The sequence below is a fragment of the Pedobacter sp. WC2501 genome, assembly GCF_052682415.1.
In genome coordinates, this window is the sequence record NZ_JBQZFI010000001.1 from 4655109 (window position 1) to 4671210 (window position 16102).

The window sequence follows — 16102 nt, forward strand, 5'->3', positions numbered from 1 at the left end:
TGACGGCAACTATGGGGAATTATGGTTTTGTAGTAATCTGGATAGCCTGATTATTTCTATCAATTTTCATATCAGAAACTTTATTGAGGTTTAGTTTATCAAGCTCTTCTTTTGTAATCTTAGTTCCTTTCAGAAAATAAGAGGTGTTTTCTGCAACCATTATTCCATTAGCATTTGAATGCTGATTTCCATCTTTCGCATCAGAAGTAGTGGCGGTTGATTTTATGAAATACATAAATCCAACTCCCTTTTTCCTGGACATCGGCAGTTCCTCCAGGTCTTCGCCATTTTTGGTTAAAACTTTTACATCGATATTTTTATGATCCGATTTTACCGTATCTGTAAAGCTAAAGTGCTGTACAAAAGTTTTGCCTTTAAAATCACCGTCCATTTTAAAGCTCATGATCTTCACTTTCATGCCTAAGCCCTCTAACATATCCTCAACCGATCTCCGCGAAGAATCTACCCCATTGGTAATGCTTTTGATAATGAAAGTCATTTTATTAACCGTATCAGTTTCTTTGAGCGTATTAATCAGGATTTTCTTTTTTGATTTTGGTTTTAAAAATGTTTTTGATTTTGGCTGTACCTCGGTCACCTTTTCAGGCAAAACATCATTCACCATGTTGGTTAAAGGTGCCAAATGTTTTTTAACCTCTTTTTTATCAATGGTAAATGCCAGGGTAATGCAAAACAATACGGGCAGTACAAATAAATACCGTGTTAAATTCACTTTCGATGAACGTTTGGTATTCATCATTTTAATCCGTTTCTTAAGATCAGACAGGTTAAAATTGTTAACGATAGCTACAGATGGCTGCAAGGTACCTACATCCAACAAACTATATTGATAGGCTTTTTTATCGATTCCTTTTTTTAAGATCTTGGAATCCGTAATAAACTCAATATTTTCCCTTACCGCTTTTTTCATTAACCAAACGCCTGGATTAAACCAATAAAAAACCACGCAGATTTCAGCCAGGATAATATCTAAAGTATGCCATTCTTCTATATGTACGCGTTCATGCTCGAGGATATTGCTTAAATCTTGTTTTTTATGCAAATGCGGATTGATATAGATAGTCTGCCAAAAGCTAAATGGGCTTACTTCATCATTTAAAATCCGCACTTTATAATCGTTTAACTGATTTGGCGAAGATTTTTTATGCATCCTGTAAAGTGAAACAAACTGTATCAGTAACCTCATGCCCATTAATACAACACCAGCATAAAAGAGTATGGTTAATGTTTGCCAAAATACAGAAACGGCATTCTGTTGCACCAATTGACTAACCTGCTGATTGAATTGAGGTACAAAGGCAGGTATAGCTTTCTGATCAGCAAAAAATTCAGTGAGGTTAATAAACGGGTAGGCTGAAGAAAAAATGATCCCAAACAGCAGAAATACCCGGTTGATGGAATAGAAAGTTAACCTCCGCAATACCAGGTAGTAACTGGCCGAAAATAAGAGTAGTACCAGGTTAATTTTTAATAAAATGAGGAAGAAATGTGGCATAGCCTTTTACTTTTCAGGGTTCTCAATTAAATTTATAATCTCTTTAAGTTCTTCGGCACTGATCTTCTTATCCTTTGCGAAAAAGGCAACCAATTCTTTATAGGAACTTTGAAAGTAATTATTAACAAACCCGCTCATAAAACGCTTTTTGTATTCTACTTCTTTAACCTTTGCACTGTAGCGGTTGGCATTGGCAAAACGCTCGCTTACCAGAAAGCCTTTACGTTCCAGATTCTTAACCGTTGAGGCCAGCGTAGTGTATGGTGGTTTCGGCTCGGGCAGCACGTCCATAAAATCTTTGATAAAACCTTTTCCAATTTGCCAAACAGCCAGCATGGCTTCTTCTTCCTGCAATGTTAACTTTTCCATTATTACGAATATATCGTAAATATACGAAAACATCCTAAAAGAAAAAAACTTTAATAAAATGCTAACATTTAGCACTTTATTAAAGTCTTTTATTGTTTACTAGTTTATTGGCTATTAGATCATTAGTCAATAATTAACTGGTTAATTGTTCAAATCGGTTAATCGACTCTAAATGCCCGGCTCCAAACTCCACCTAAGTAACTTTCAACACCATTAACATTGCCAGTCAATAGAAAGGTCGTCCTCTCGATCCGATAGCTATCGAATGGAACGTAGTGAAATAGAGAGATTTAGGTGGATAGATTTAGCTTCGCTGAGCACTCTGTGGTTCTCGACTGCGCTGCGCTCCGCTCGAAATGACGACCTTATGTATTGTAATTTCCTTCCTCGACTTCCAGTTTTGACTCCAAACGCAAAACTCCCAACGCCACACTGATTTACAAGCAATTTGGCTTCTGACTTCTGACCACGGACTTCTGAACTATCCTACCTACTTCCCGCTTCTTTGCTCAGCCTGCAGTAAGGTTTGATCAATAACTTTACGCATCTGCACTGCTGCATCTAATAATTTAGGGTTACCATCAAAATCGCCATAAATCACCACATGTTTTGTTTTTTCCTTGTATTTAAACAGCAGATCGTAGCGTGGTACTGCTCTCGATTTTTCGCTTTTCTTACCAATGGTATCCGGAAAATTCCAAAGTCCGATTTCATTGGCTTTGCCATGCATGTAAAGAATATCGTCATTCTTTAAAAAGATCTTCTTCTTAATTACCGAATCGGCACCATTAACGTACTGGTAATCGCCGGTCGCAGAATTATAATGGTTTTCTAATGAATCTTTTATGCCCCATTTGTATTCCATTGATACAAAATCGTTTTTTCTAAAGGGGGCGTTCTGAATGATCGGTTTGTAATAGATGTAACAATAAATGATCATCGGTACGATGATGGTGATGGCTAAAAATATTTTTTTTCCTCTGCTTGACACTTTTTGTATTATTTATTGAATGAATGAATTTTTAATGATTGAATGAAAGAACGTTAAATAAGACTCAGGACTGAAGACTCTAAACTTCAGACTCCTTAAGCTCCCCTTCCCACTTACTTACCACAGCAGTTGCAATACTGTTACCTACTACATTGGTTGCCGAACGGCCCATATCCAGCAAAGGATCGATACCGATTAATAATGCTAAACCTGCCTCGGGAATATTGAAACTGGCAATAGTACCGGCAATAACTACCAACGATGCTCTTGGCACACCAGCAATACCTTTACTGGTTAACATCAGGATTAACAACATCGAAATTTGCTGCTCAAAACCCAAATGAATACCATAAGCCTGCGCAATAAACAGAGAAGCAAAGGTCATGTACATCATCGATCCATCTAGATTGAACGAATAACCCAATGGCAGAACAAAACTTACAATTTTATCTTTACAGCCAAAACGCTCTAAAAGCATCATGGTTTTTGGATAAGCTGCTTCGCTGCTTGCTGTACTGAAAGCCAGGAGTGCTGGCTCTTTCATATCGTTTACCAAACGGAAAATACGTTTCTTCAGTACTAAAAACCCTAAGAAAATTAAAACTGCCCAAAGTATGCCTAAACCCAGATAGAATTCGCCTATAAATATGGCATAGGTATTCAATACATTTAAGCCTTGTTTAGCCACTATAGCAGTCATAGCTCCGAAAACAGCCAATGGAGCGAAATTCATTACATAACCAGTCATTTTTAAGATTACATGCGCAATAGCATCGAATGCTTTAATCACAACCTGTCCTAAATCGCCAATGGCAGCTGTGGCTACACCAAAGAATAGCGAGAATACAACAATCTGCAAAATTTCGTTGGTCGCCATTGATTCGGCAATACTTTTTGGAAAAACGTGCGCAATGAAATCTTTCACGCTCATTGCCGCTTTCTGGATACCTGTATTCACCAATTGATCTGGCAATGATAATTTCATATGCCTTCCCGGCTCAAATAAATTTACCAGAATCATACCCAATATCAGCGACATCAGCGACATGGCCAGGAACCAGCCTAATGTTTTGCCTCCAATTCTGCCTACAGCTTTAATATCACCTACTTTGGCTACGCCGACCACTAAGGTTGTAAACACCAATGGCGCAACAATCATCTTAATCAGCCGAAGAAAAATATCGCTCAACAGGGTAAAATACTCTAGTTTTTTCTCCCTAATGTCTTCGTTCTCTTTTTTGATTTTGGCATTTGCTTTTCGCTCAGCCTTAAGCTGTGTATAACCTGCGCTGGTTGTATCGGTAGTTTTAGCAATCCTGACCTCTATACTTTTAACTTTCGCATCGGCATTGAGGATCTTCTGGTTGTAAACATCGATTGAATTGACGTTTAGGATATAGCCGAGTATAATTCCAGCTATCAGTGCTAAGAAAATGAAAAGCGTGAGTTTGTTTTTCTTCATGAATATAAAAAGTTTGTGCCAACTTAATTTGGTAAAACTACGATATTTACGGCGTGTAACAAATTTTGATAATTGGTGACATTAAAAAACATATCAATGTTGTTGAGTTAAGCCACCCGCCAAAGCGGAAAAAATTTAACCAGGGATAGAAAGGATGCATACAGATATGAAAATCTGTGTTTAGCTGTACACATCTGTGGTTAAAACTTTTAACTCAACCACATTAAAAAAATATACTATTTTTGATTTCTGCTGTAACAAAAAACGCACATCAACATCTAAAACGCAACTATAAACCCCTAAATGGAACAAAAAGACAAGTTATTTAAAGAGATCTTTGATTCGAATTCCAAAAAAATATTCCATTTATGTTATGGTTATACTGGTGATACTGACGCCGCAAACGATCTTTTACAAGAGACTTTTTTAAAGGTCTGGCAAAATCTGGATAAATTCAGAAACAAATCTTTAATATCTACATGGATTTACAGAATTGCCGTAAATACCTGTTTAACCTATTTGAGATCTGAAAAAAGACAGGCAAAGGATGAATTAACAGATAATATCATTGAAAATAAGATAGAAGAATTTTCAGAGAAAAATGAACAGGTTGCCCTGCTTTACAAGTGTATATCGAAGCTTGAAGAGAATGACCGTTTGATTATTACGATGGTACTCGATGAGTTGCCATACCACGAAATTGCAGATATATCAGGGATAAGCGAAGGCAATTTAAGGGTAAAAATTCACCGAATTAAACAAAAATTAACAGAACTATATAACCAGTATGCAAGCGTTTGATCAAATACAGGAGTTGTGGCAAAAGCACGAGGTAGAAGTTAAAGTTTCTGCTGATGAAATGCTGCAACAAGCGAAGAAAGAAGTAAATGGATTAAAGCTGAAATCTGCTTTAAATATTTTTGGAATGCTGGCATCCTTTATTGCCATTGCCGCATTATGGGTGTTTTTTCACTTCGAATCGTGGACTACACACGTAGGAATCAGCATTACAATTATTGCTATTGGTGTTTACACCTTAATTCTGTACCGCGATTACAGGTTAATTTCAAAAACAGACTTCACAGCTCACCCCAACGAATACTTAAACAACTTAAAAACCTATCAGTTAAACCGTTATAAACTTTATAACACTTTATATTGGTTTTATATGATTGCACTTTCATTGGGTCTCATATTTTACTTTGTAGAAATTCTTGCGCACTTTACAGTCGTTCAAAAAGTTTTAGCTGTTGGCTTAACTGCACTATGGATATTATTTTGCTCAACTATTTTAAGGAAAGCGGTAATCAACAGGGAAAAAGAACGAATAGCTTTATTGATTGAGAAATTTGAGCGCATTAGCGGACAGATTTCTACCCCCGAATAATTTTAGGCACGGTTTTTTCATTGTAAAAAACAACACATGAAAACATTATGATTTACCCCCCTTTTGGCAATAGAATGCGGTAAATCATGATCGGTTCAACACCGTTGGAACTAAAATTATACAAGTGAAAAAAATATTAATTGCATTTTTATTTTTGCTGGCATTACCCTGCACCTTTGCTTTTAAGCAGGATTTTTCTCAACCGGTACAACTGGATTGGGAAACTCACTTTAAAGGCAAAGCTGATATGCGTTCGCCGTTTTTTGCCTTAACAGCCATGACATGGAAATACAGTTATGAGAGCACCGTTTACCGTAACCGTGTTGCCATTAAGCTTCAAAATGATGTAAGTATCGATAAAACCAGATCGTGGGTAAAATGGGATAAGATTAAAGATCTCGAAATCAGGGCCAGTCTTTTACACCACGAACAAGGGCACGCTAATATTCAATATGTTTTACTTTTAGAAGCCGAAAGGGTATTGAAAAACAGAAACTATTCTGTAAACAACTATAAGGCTCAAATATCTGAACTCGCCAACCAGATCAGCAATTATTTCGACACCATGCAACGTAACTATGATGAAGAAACCGAGCATGGCAGTAACCATAAAATGCAGGCCCGATGGGATGACATTATTCAAGAGAAGATTGAAGAATCAAGGAATGCTATGGCCGAATTACAAAAATAGTTTCGGGATAAAAACTAAAAGGCCAACGGCTACAGCCAGGAACGCAGCCACTAAAACTGCTGCAGCAGCCAAATCTTTTACTACTTTAATTTTTGGATGGTAATCTGCAGAAACCACATCTGCGAGTTTTTCGATAGCGGAGTTTAAAATCTCGGCTACAAAAACTGCCGAAATAACGGATAGAATGGCAATCCATTCCAGGCTGGATATTTTTAGGTAAAAAGATAAACCAATGGCAATTATTGCTGCAAACAGATGAACCCTGCCATTATGATCATTAACAAAAAAAAGCTTCAAGCCATTAAAAGCATATTTAAAGCTCTTTATCCTATCGATAATTGAAAATTTTGTGTTGTTCATTGTTTTTTAAATTGCGTGATAGATCCTGAAACAAGTTCAGGATGACGAAAATTAGTATAGTGGTCGTCATTCCCGCGCAGTCTGGAACCACTAAGTACTTAATTAAGCTACTCTTAAAGCGTATGTCATTACAAATTCATTCAGCAAGGAAAGATCCTTCGACTACGCTACCATTGACGTTATTTTATAAATCATTATTAACCAGTATTTTAATTGCTTTCGCATTTCCATCCAGCTAGGCCAGAGTACGATATCCCCGTTCTGCTTAAATCCGGCCTAACAAATTTTTCGGGCTGCACTATTCTGGCCGCACAACTGGCTTCAAAAGAAAAATTTTCAGCCGGCAGTTTTTGTTTCTTTTTGATGCCAAAAAGAAAGAGCCCTTCGGCGGCGGCGAGCCGAGGCAAGACCGTGGTGTATGGCAAAGAAATCAATTGTATGTCACTCATATTGATTTTAAACAATTAATTAACCCTCAGGATGACACCTAGGCAAAAATTCGCAACAAAACCGTAACTCCAAGTTTATACTTCACACCCTTCCCCTTCTACCATCAGCCTTCCGCCTTCTACCCTACTTCACCTCACTGGTAGAAAAACTATTCCCGCTTAATTTATATTGATAGGTTTTGGTAATGGTTTTTGTGCTATCTGCACTATCCTTTACCGGGAAAGATCGGAACAGATCTCCGTTTTTAATAAAAAAATTATCATTGCCCGTATATCCTTTCTTTTGATTTGTACTTAAAGAAGGGAAACCAATTTTCTTAAAATCCCCACCTGCGTATTCAAAAACATTAAGATCGGAAACATTTTTTTTGCTCAACAATTGAATGTATAATTCAGGGTTTCCATCATTATCCAGATCCATGTTCCAGGCATCTGTGATGATTCCCTTACGTTCTACCGCAGCCGATCTGTAATTATTGCGGATTGAATCGGACATTAAAATCTGGTATCCACCTATCGAATCCACTCCCTTTCCCCAACTTACAATTTCGAAATTTAATCCGGGTTTCACTTCTATATCTTTGTAAAAACGGAAAGGATTTTTCTGCACTTTTACAGTTTCAGTTTAAATTTCTTTTGGTTTTTCTTCTGTACATGCAAAACAAAACAGCATCCCTGTTATCAACAAGAGATGCTGCCATGTAAATTTCTGTAGTTTCATTCTGTTTGGGTTCATTTTGGTTGCCCCAAATTAAGTATTTTAGCCTATCAAAGCAATACTTTTTATTTCTTAGCTTCGGTTTTCGCTTCCGGTGCTCCATTATTTAAAACCGTTTCGGTAACTACACTTCTTCTACCGCTTGGAGCAATTACGATGGTCTTTAACACCCTTTTCTCACCTTGAGGAACGGTAATTTTAATTGGTGATGTATATAAAAATGCATTTTCGGATGGGCGAGATAAATCAATCGAATAATAAATTTTAGCTCCTGCAACAGGTGCTTTTAAATCGATAGTAAAATCGCCACCGGTTAAAGGTTTATCACTTTGTCCGATTGGTGTAGGTACCCAAAAATTAATGCCCATTTTATCTAAACGCGCCAAATGTACCGGTAAACGCTGCTCAGAGAAGTTCTTTAAATCTTTACGTTCAACCGGCGACCAAGCAATCTCCGATAAAGCCAATATCCTCGGGTAAGCATGATTTTCAGCTTTTTCAGGGGTTTTAATATACTCTGTCCACATATTGGCCTGTACACCTTTGATATACTTTCGCTCATCAGCAGTTAAAACTTTCGGAATCGGATCATAAGCATATATTTTTTGATAAGGTGCAAAGCCACCGATGGTAACCGGCTCATCAGGAGAATTAGATTGTTTATGATCAATATATAATCCCATCGATCCTGGGGTCATAATTACATCGTGTTTTTGCTGTGCAGCTGCAATTCCGCCGTCTTCACCTCTCCAGCTCATTACTGTTGCATTTGGTGCCAGGCCTCCTTCTAAAATCTCATCCCAACCAATAATCGAGCGTCCTTTTCCGTTTACATGTTTTTCTATCGTCTGGATAAAATAGCTTTGTAATTCATGCTCATCTTTCAAACCTTTTTCTTTCATTAAAGCCTGGCAAAATGGCGATTCTTTCCAATAGGTTTTTGGTGCTTCATCGCCACCAATATGGATGTATTTTGAAGGGAAAATAGCAATTACCTCATCCAGAATATTGTTCAGGAAAGTAAAAGTGTTTTCTGAGGGTACAAAGATATCATCAAAAACACCCCAGGTTTGTTGTACCTGTTTACCTTTTCTACTGCCGGCCCATGGTGTTTTATCGCTGATAAAGGTATCCCGATCAGGAAAACAGCTTAATTCAGGATAAGCAGCAATTGCTGCAGAAGCATGACCTGGCAATTCAATTTCCGGAATTACCGTAATGTATTTCTCTGCAGCATATCTTACAATTTCTTTAGCTTCATCCTGGGTATAAAAACCTTTTACTGGTGTAAGGTAATTGCCATTACCCGGATAATTGCCAATAATGCTGCCATTACGAGAAGAACCGATCTCAGTAAGTTTAGGGTATTTTTTTATTTCCAGTCTCCAGCCCTGATCATCAGTTAAATGCCAGTGGAACGTATTGATTTTGTAATAAGCCAATTGATCGATGTACTTTTTGATAAAAGAAATCGGGAAGAAATGACGGCTTACATCCAGCATCGTTCCACGGTAGGCAAAACGTGGGTAATCGTTAATATTAACGGCAGGGATGGTAATTTTATCAGCAACTTTATCGGGCATCATCTGCATAGCCGATTGTACTGCATAAAAAAGTCCAGCTCTTTTTCCGGTTAAAACAATTTGTTTTGGTGTAACTTTAATAGTATAACCTTCGGCAGGTAATTGATCTGCTCCAATAGATGTTAAAACGATAGCCCTTTGGTTAGGTTGAGGAATTTTAGTTTCCCGTAAGGCAAAACCTGCCTTGGTAACGATAAAAGCATTTAATAAATCAGCCATCTTTGCGCCGTCGATGCTTTGATTGACTAAAACTGTGGTTTTATCTAATACGAAGTTTCCGTTGGCCCTGGTAATGGCTACCGGTGCAGGAATGATACCCAGATTAGGATCACCCTGCGCAAATGCACACGTACTGATTAATACTCCAATAAAAATCGATAATGCTTTGTTCATTTTTTGTGTAGGTTTTATGACTTAAACTAATATTTGAACCAAGATAGAGATTATGGAGATATTACAAATCCCACATTCTTGTTACAATAGAAATCAAACGTTTGACTGCTCCGCATGATGCAGATAAATCTTAATATTAAGAGGTCGTCATTTCGAGCGGAGTGTAACGCAGTCGAGAAATCTACATTTATAGCTTCTACACAGCAGATTTCTCCATTTCACTGCGTTTCAGTCGAAATGACGACTACTTTTTTGGAAATCAGGCGCAGAAGCGTTTAGGTTAGAACAGCCCCGCTCCCGCTTCTGCCAATTTGAAAGAAATTGGCATCCCGCTTCGATCGGGTTTAGGTGGCACAGCCAGTTGAGCTATTTGGGGTTGTAAGGAGCAGAAGAAACCATGTGGCACTATGTTATTCAATCCCAAATAGTAGCAGAAAACTGTGTATTTAAACCTGATTGCAATGAAAAGCACGCAAGCGAGGTACGAGTGCGGACTTGAAATGTAAAGCAGGACGGACAATAAAAAGAACTACTGCAATTGCTTTCAAAAAAAATCAATCACAAAAAAAGAGAAACCATCTCTTAGAACTGCTACTGATAGATCTCTCCATTTCACTGCGTTCCAGTCGAGATGACGATTTTAACAAAAAAGAGAAACCGTTACCGATTTCTCTTTCCAAAAATATATTTAATAGCCTTATGCTTCTACAGGATGCTCCTTAGCAGCCAAATACCTTTCAGCATCAAGCGCAGCCATACAACCAGAACCTGCAGCGGTTACTGCCTGACGGTAATACATATCCTGAACATCACCACAGGCAAACACGCCTTCTATGTTGGTTAAAGTAGAACCTGGTTTAGTAGTTAAATAACCGGTTTCATCCATATCTAACTGGCCTTTAAAAATATCGGTATTCGGTTTATGACCAATAGCCACGAAGAAACCTTCTACGGCGATATCAGATTCGACACCTGATTTATTATTTAAAACTTTAACTGCAGTTACATTTTTGCCGTTACCCAGAATCTCTTGCGTTTCGGTATTGTAATGGACCACAATATTTGGGGTTGCCAATACACGGCTAACCATCGCTTTAGAAGCTCTGAATTCATCTCTACGCACCAATAAGTGCACAGTTTTACAAAGTTTTGCTAAATAAGTTGCTTCTTCAGCCGCCGTATCTCCAGCACCTACAATGGCAACATCCTGGCCTTTAAAAAAGAAACCATCGCATACTGCACAGGCCGAAACACCAAAACCATTATATTGTTGCTCACTTGGCAAACCTAACCATTTAGCAGTAGCGCCGGTAGCAATAATTACGGTATCAGCTGTAATGGTTTTAATTTCATCAACCACTACTTTATGTGGAGTTGAAGAGAAATCTACCGAACTTACATAACCGAAACGGATATCGGTGCCAAAACGCTCTGCCTGCTTGCGGAAATCTTCCATCATTTCTGGCCCCATAATTCCTTGCGGGTAGCCTGGAAAATTTTCTACATCAGTAGTTTGCGTAAGCTGTCCGCCAGCTTGCATACCGGTATACATTATTGGTTTTAAATCAGCTCTGGCAGCATAAATTGCAGCAGTATAACCTGCAGGACCTGAACCTATAATTAAACACTGAACGTGCTCGTTTTCTTGTGACATTATATAGTGTGTTTGAAATTCATTAATCGTAGCGCAAATTTAATGCTTTAAATAATTGTTAGCAAATGCGCTTTGTCAACATAGTTTACTTATTAACAGTTGAGGGTGGGGCGCATGGCGAAAAGCGCTAAGCTGATAGCGTTTGACACACGGCGTTAAGCTTAGGTGTATTCAGATGGCTTAGGTGGTAAAAAAATCTTCGTGGCGTCAGATATTTCTACCTGACACCTATTGATAAATCTGTCAGATGGTAACAGCTGACAGCACTTATGAAACTAAGTTTGTATCACTCCTACATTAAACTTCCTGGTAATCGGAGATTGGTTTGCGGCCTCAATCCCCATCGAAATTACTTTCCTGGTTTCTAAAGGATCGATAATACCATCAACCCAGAGCCTGGCTGCCGCATAATAGGGCGTGGTCTGGCTGTCGTATTTATCGGTAATTTCTTTTAACAGTTCGGCTTCTTTCTCTGGTGTAATCACCTCTCCTTTTGCTTTTAAAGAGGCTTGTTGAATCTGCAGCAATGTTTTTGCCGCCTGTGAGCCGCCCATTACCGCGATTTTGGCAGTTGGCCAGGCATAAATCAACCTCGGATCGTAAGCTTTACCGCACATGGCATAATTACCGGCACCATAAGAATTGCCCAAAACAATGGTGAATTTTGGTACAACAGAATTGGCAACCGCATTTACCATTTTAGCTCCATCTTTAATAATGCCGCCATGTTCAGATCGGCTGCCCACCATAAAACCGGTCACATCCTGCAAAAAAACCAATGGAATTTTCTTCTGGTTGCAATTCATAATAAAACGAGCAGCTTTATCGGCACTATCCGAATAAATTACGCCGCCAAACTGCATTTCACCCTTTTTCGACTTCACTATTTTACGCTGGTTAGCTACGATCCCCACTGCCCAGCCATCAATACGGCCTAAACCACAAACAATACTTTGTCCGTAGCCTTTTTTATATTCTTCAAATTCGGATCCATCAACCAGACGGTTAATGATATCCATTATTTCATAGGGTTTATCGCGGTTCTCAGGAAAGATACCGTATAATTCATCTTCATTTTCTGTTGGCTTTGCAGGTTTAATCCGATCAAAGCCAGCATTTTCTGGTGCCCCCAACATGCTCATGATGCTTCGGATGCTATCCAAGCAAGCCTGATCATTAGGATGTTTATAATCGGTAACACCAGAGATTTCGCAATGTGTGGTGGCACCACCTAAAGTTTCGTTATCCACCTCTTCCCCTATGGCCGATTTTACCAGGTAAGAACCTGCTAAAAAAACAGATCCTGTTTTATCCACAATCATGGCTTCATCGCTCATAATGGGTAAGTAAGCGCCTCCCGCAACACAAGCACCCATGATGGCCGAAATCTGTACAATCCCTTCCGACGACATCAAAGCATTATTACGAAACATCCGTCCGAAGTGTTCTTTATCGGGAAAAATTTCATCCTGCATGGGCAGATATACACCTGCACTATCAACCAAATAAATTACAGGTAGACGGTTTTCCATGGCAATTTCCTGCGCGCGAAGGTTCTTTTTAGCGGTCATCGGGAACCAGGCCCCAGCTTTCACAGTAGCATCATTGGCTACAATCATACATTGCCTGCCACTTACATAACCTATACCACATACTACCCCAGCTGAAGGACATCCGCCCTGCTCGGCATACATGCCATCAGCGGTAAAGGCTCCGACTTCTAAAAAGTCAGAATCTTTATCAATTAAATAAGTAATCCGTTCGCGGGCCAGCAGCTTACCTTTCTCTTTTTGTTTTGCAGCATTCTTTTCGCCACCTCCCAGGTATATTTTTTTGAGTCTGGTTTTCAGTTCGTAAACCAACTGTTTATTTACATCCTCGTTTTTGTTGAATTCGATATTCATGGAGGCAATTTAAATTTAATTTTAGAAAAACAATATTGACCAAAACGGTTTCTGGTCTACGGGAAGGTTTAACTGTAAAGCGCACTAAGTTTTTTCAATACTGAGAGTTACTTTAACCGCAAAGTATGCAAAGGATAGTCGCAAAGAGCGCTAAGTGTTTTTACCACAAAGTTCACAGAGATAAAGGCACAGAGGGCATAGAAGTTGAGATTAGATGAAAAATCTTCGTGTTTTCCAGGCGTTCCTGGCTTTTTTAACCGCAAAGTATGCAAAGGATAGTCGCAAAGAGCGCTAAGTGTTTTTACCACAAAGTTCACAGGGATAAAGGCACAGAGGACATAACGTTGAGATTAGATGAAAAATCCCCGTGTTTTCCAGGCGTTCCTGGCTTTTTTAACCGCAAAGCACGCAAAGAAAAGGCCGCAAAGCGCGCTAAGTGTTTTTAACCACAAAGTCCACAGAGATAAAGGCACAGAGGGCATAGAAGTTGAGATTAGATGAAAAATCTCCGTGTTTTCGTGCGTACCTGGCTTTTTTAACCGCAAAGCACGCAAAGGATAGCCGCAAAGAACGCTAAGTGTTTTAACCACAGAGATCACAAAGAAAAGGCACAGAGGACATGGAGTAATTAATGAGAAGTTGTTTAACCGCGAAATGTTAAAAAGCGCCAATCGCATAACGCCGGGCACTGATCTCTTAGCTAGTTTTGATAAACCACTCCGTCAATCTTTATTTTTTGATACTTTTCTGCCCAACCTTTGCCTTTGATATATTTTACTTCAGATGGATGCCCTTTTAAGTTGGGATGGTAAATAGGATCGAAAGAGAAGGTCATTTCCTGATCTGATTTTTGAACTACAGTTACCTGATTATCATTCTCATCCTTTTCGCCAGTGGTAAAAAACCTCTCTCCCACTTTGGCATTAAAATCAGCACGAATATAGGTTTTAGTCGGGCTATCGGGGTAACTTTCCAATAATCTATTCCTTTCATCGATCCGCAGATATACGGTGCTACTTGCATCGCCACCAACCAGGGAATAAAATTGGTAAAAAAGTTTTTTATTGATCCTTACAGTGTCTTTGATCTCGGTATAGGATTGAGCATTCATATACCATAAATTACCGATTTGCATGGGTAAAAATGAATCGGAAGCTGTGTTTTCCACTTTCTTTTTCTGACAGGAAAGGATAACCAGACTAACTAAAATTAAACTAAGCGATATGCTGATCTTTTTCATTTGCATTATTATTTTTATTAAAAACATTAAAAATCAGCTACATGCTACAGCACCATAACTAATTGATAAAATGGTATAAGAAAACTACTTCTCCATTAAATGCAGGCTTTTTCTGGTCTTCAATTTCCATTTCGATAGCCATATTTACCTTGGTTACACCACGTAGGTTAATAATTGAAGCCAATTTAGCTTTTAACCTTACTTTACTGTTTACGGTAACCGCTTGTGAAAACCTTAAACTCTCAATGCCATAATTAATCTCCATTTTCAGGTTCTGGATATCAACTATTTCTTTCCATAAGTAAGGGATTAACGAAAGCGTTAAATACCCATGCGCTATAGTTGCTTTAAAAGGACCTTCATTTTTGGCTCTTTCTTCATCAACATGAATCCATTGATGATCTAATGTAGCGTCGGCAAATTTGTTGATCTGTTCTTGAGTAATGGTGTGCCATGAAGAAACGCCTAATTCCTTGCCAAGGTATTGTTCAAATTCTGCGTGGGAGGTAATGATTTGCATTTTTAATATATTTTTAAAGCGCCAGGCGTTTTGCGGATGGCGGATTGATAATTGCTTTTTTAGGGTTGATTATTGTTTTTTAGTTTCCTTTGGATATAGATGTTTTTTGGCTGATGGTTCATGGTCTTATAGCTCATAGTCAAAGTCCACAACCGGCCTATTAACTATTGACCATGAACCATTAAACTATGAACTATTAACCATGAGCAACTGGCAATACCTCAGTTAACTCAAGTTCCTCTCCCTAAACCAAACCTCGTCCGGAATGGCAGAAAAATCGTCCATTTTATTGATTAAAATTTCAGCATCTGCTTCGTTAAAAACCAGGTCGCGGTTGGCAGGTTTTAAAAATTTGCTCTGCACCATCATTTCCATTTGAGCAAATAACGGATCGTAAAAACCATTTACATTTAAAACGCCAATAGGTTTGTGATGCAGGCCAAGCTGCAACCAGGTAAGCACTTCAAAAAATTCTTCGAGTGTACCAAAACCACCGGGTAAGATCACAAATCCATCACTTAAATCGGCCATTTTCTGTTTTCTCTGGTGCATATTTTCAGTCACGATCATTTCAGTTATTCCCTTATGTCCAACTTCCTTATCCATTAAAAACTGTGGGATGATACCAGTAACCGAACCGCCAAGTTCCAGTACATCGTTGGCTAGAACCCCCATCACCCCAACACTACCGCCACCGTAAACCAACTTTATCTGCTGTTTTACTAATGTTTCTGCCAACTGTTTTATCGCATTGCGTAACTGTAAATCGCCATTGAAGTTTGAGCCACAGTACACACAAACCGATTTAAGCTTATTCATTTAGTCTAAAATTTACCGAAGTTAAGATTTTATCGGCTTTCTGTAA

At 38.6% G+C, this 16102-nt stretch carries 16 protein-coding genes; 3 read left to right on the forward strand and 13 right to left on the reverse strand.

Features of this window, described 5'->3' with window-relative positions:
• Window positions 1-19: 19 nt before the first annotated feature.
• The 4 genes from ACUN24_RS19560 to ACUN24_RS19575 form a co-directional block, all read right to left on the reverse strand.
• Complete coding sequence (locus ACUN24_RS19560) at window positions 20-1516, reverse strand: M56 family metallopeptidase (protein WP_445564029.1); 1497 nt, start codon at window positions 1514-1516, stop codon at window positions 20-22.
• Between the two features lie 6 nt (window positions 1517-1522).
• The gene (locus ACUN24_RS19565; protein WP_121284986.1) at window positions 1523-1885 is read right to left on the reverse strand and encodes a BlaI/MecI/CopY family transcriptional regulator; all 363 of its coding nucleotides are present in this window, start codon (window positions 1883-1885) and stop codon (window positions 1523-1525) included.
• A gap of 490 nt (window positions 1886-2375) precedes the next feature.
• Window positions 2376-2876 (reverse strand): hypothetical protein, encoded by a 501-nt coding sequence (locus tag ACUN24_RS19570; protein ID WP_121284987.1) that lies wholly within the window; start codon window positions 2874-2876, stop codon window positions 2376-2378.
• A gap of 79 nt (window positions 2877-2955) precedes the next feature.
• A complete protein-coding gene (locus ACUN24_RS19575) occupies window positions 2956-4338 on the reverse strand; it encodes a dicarboxylate/amino acid:cation symporter (protein WP_445564030.1) in 1383 nt (460 codons plus the stop codon).
• 303 nt (window positions 4339-4641) lie between these two features.
• Between ACUN24_RS19575 and ACUN24_RS19580 the strand changes: the two genes are divergently transcribed.
• From ACUN24_RS19580 to ACUN24_RS19590, 3 genes are all read left to right on the forward strand, one after another.
• Window positions 4642-5139, forward strand: a complete 498-nt coding sequence (locus tag ACUN24_RS19580) for an RNA polymerase sigma factor (RefSeq protein ID WP_029286005.1) — start codon at window positions 4642-4644, stop codon at window positions 5137-5139.
• Complete coding sequence (locus tag ACUN24_RS19585) at window positions 5126-5725, forward strand: hypothetical protein (RefSeq protein WP_219078649.1); 600 nt, start codon at window positions 5126-5128, stop codon at window positions 5723-5725. Before ACUN24_RS19580 ends, ACUN24_RS19585 begins: the two co-directional genes overlap by 14 nt.
• A 124-nt stretch (window positions 5726-5849) precedes the next feature.
• Window positions 5850-6416, forward strand: a complete 567-nt coding sequence (locus ACUN24_RS19590) for a DUF922 domain-containing protein (protein ID WP_445564031.1) — start codon at window positions 5850-5852, stop codon at window positions 6414-6416.
• Here ACUN24_RS19590 and ACUN24_RS19595 read toward each other — a convergent pair.
• From ACUN24_RS19595 to ACUN24_RS19635, 9 genes are all read right to left on the reverse strand, one after another.
• On the reverse strand, window positions 6405-6776 hold the full coding sequence (locus ACUN24_RS19595; protein WP_445564032.1) for a diacylglycerol kinase family protein: 372 nt from the start codon (window positions 6774-6776) through the stop codon (window positions 6405-6407). The genes ACUN24_RS19590 and ACUN24_RS19595 overlap by 12 nt on opposite strands.
• Before the next feature lie 209 nt (window positions 6777-6985).
• Entirely contained in the window at window positions 6986-7225 is a 240-nt protein-coding gene (locus tag ACUN24_RS19600) for a hypothetical protein (protein WP_445564033.1), read from the reverse strand.
• Window positions 7226-7349: 124 nt separating this feature from the next.
• Entirely contained in the window at window positions 7350-7835 is a 486-nt protein-coding gene (locus ACUN24_RS19605) for a hypothetical protein (protein WP_445564034.1), read from the reverse strand.
• A gap of 173 nt (window positions 7836-8008) precedes the next feature.
• A complete protein-coding gene (locus ACUN24_RS19610) occupies window positions 8009-9919 on the reverse strand; it encodes a beta-N-acetylhexosaminidase (protein WP_445564035.1) in 1911 nt (636 codons plus the stop codon).
• 697 nt (window positions 9920-10616) lie between these two features.
• Complete coding sequence (gene trxB, locus ACUN24_RS19615; protein WP_445564036.1) at window positions 10617-11573, reverse strand: thioredoxin-disulfide reductase; 957 nt, start codon at window positions 11571-11573, stop codon at window positions 10617-10619.
• A 275-nt stretch (window positions 11574-11848) separates the two neighbouring features.
• A complete protein-coding gene (locus ACUN24_RS19620; RefSeq protein WP_445564037.1) occupies window positions 11849-13477 on the reverse strand; it encodes an acyl-CoA carboxylase subunit beta in 1629 nt (542 codons plus the stop codon).
• Between the two features lie 700 nt (window positions 13478-14177).
• The gene (locus ACUN24_RS19625; protein ID WP_445564038.1) at window positions 14178-14717 is read right to left on the reverse strand and encodes a hypothetical protein; all 540 of its coding nucleotides are present in this window, start codon (window positions 14715-14717) and stop codon (window positions 14178-14180) included.
• 58 nt (window positions 14718-14775) lie between these two features.
• Window positions 14776-15237, reverse strand: coding sequence for a MaoC family dehydratase (locus tag ACUN24_RS19630; RefSeq protein WP_445564039.1), 462 nt, complete (start codon window positions 15235-15237; stop codon window positions 14776-14778).
• A 225-nt stretch (window positions 15238-15462) separates the two neighbouring features.
• Window positions 15463-16056 (reverse strand): LOG family protein, encoded by a 594-nt coding sequence (locus tag ACUN24_RS19635; protein WP_445564040.1) that lies wholly within the window; start codon window positions 16054-16056, stop codon window positions 15463-15465.
• Window positions 16057-16102 lie beyond the last annotated feature (46 nt).

Bases quoted from the DNA above. Each gene is read 5' to 3' on its own strand.
- ACUN24_RS19620 (WP_445564037.1), bottom strand. From the start codon at position 13,477: ATGAATATCGAATTCAACAAAAACGAGGATGTAAATAAACAGTTGGTT.
- ACUN24_RS19565 (WP_121284986.1), bottom strand. From the start codon at position 1,885: ATGGAAAAGTTAACATTGCAGGAAGAAGAAGCCATGCTGGCTGTTTGG.
- ACUN24_RS19610 (WP_445564035.1), bottom strand. From the start codon at position 9,919: ATGAACAAAGCATTATCGATTTTTATTGGAGTATTAATCAGTACGTGT.
- ACUN24_RS19585 (WP_219078649.1), top strand. From the start codon at position 5,126: ATGCAAGCGTTTGATCAAATACAGGAGTTGTGGCAAAAGCACGAGGTA.
- ACUN24_RS19630 (WP_445564039.1), bottom strand. From the start codon at position 15,237: ATGCAAATCATTACCTCCCACGCAGAATTTGAACAATACCTTGGCAAG.
- ACUN24_RS19600 (WP_445564033.1), bottom strand. From the start codon at position 7,225: ATGAGTGACATACAATTGATTTCTTTGCCATACACCACGGTCTTGCCT.
- ACUN24_RS19580 (WP_029286005.1), top strand. From the start codon at position 4,642: ATGGAACAAAAAGACAAGTTATTTAAAGAGATCTTTGATTCGAATTCC.
- ACUN24_RS19595 (WP_445564032.1), bottom strand. From the start codon at position 6,776: ATGAACAACACAAAATTTTCAATTATCGATAGGATAAAGAGCTTTAAA.
- ACUN24_RS19625 (WP_445564038.1), bottom strand. From the start codon at position 14,717: ATGAAAAAGATCAGCATATCGCTTAGTTTAATTTTAGTTAGTCTGGTT.
- trxB (WP_445564036.1), bottom strand. From the start codon at position 11,573: ATGTCACAAGAAAACGAGCACGTTCAGTGTTTAATTATAGGTTCAGGT.
- ACUN24_RS19575 (WP_445564030.1), bottom strand. From the start codon at position 4,338: ATGAAGAAAAACAAACTCACGCTTTTCATTTTCTTAGCACTGATAGCT.
- ACUN24_RS19560 (WP_445564029.1), bottom strand. From the start codon at position 1,516: ATGCCACATTTCTTCCTCATTTTATTAAAAATTAACCTGGTACTACTC.
- ACUN24_RS19635 (WP_445564040.1), bottom strand. From the start codon at position 16,056: ATGAATAAGCTTAAATCGGTTTGTGTGTACTGTGGCTCAAACTTCAAT.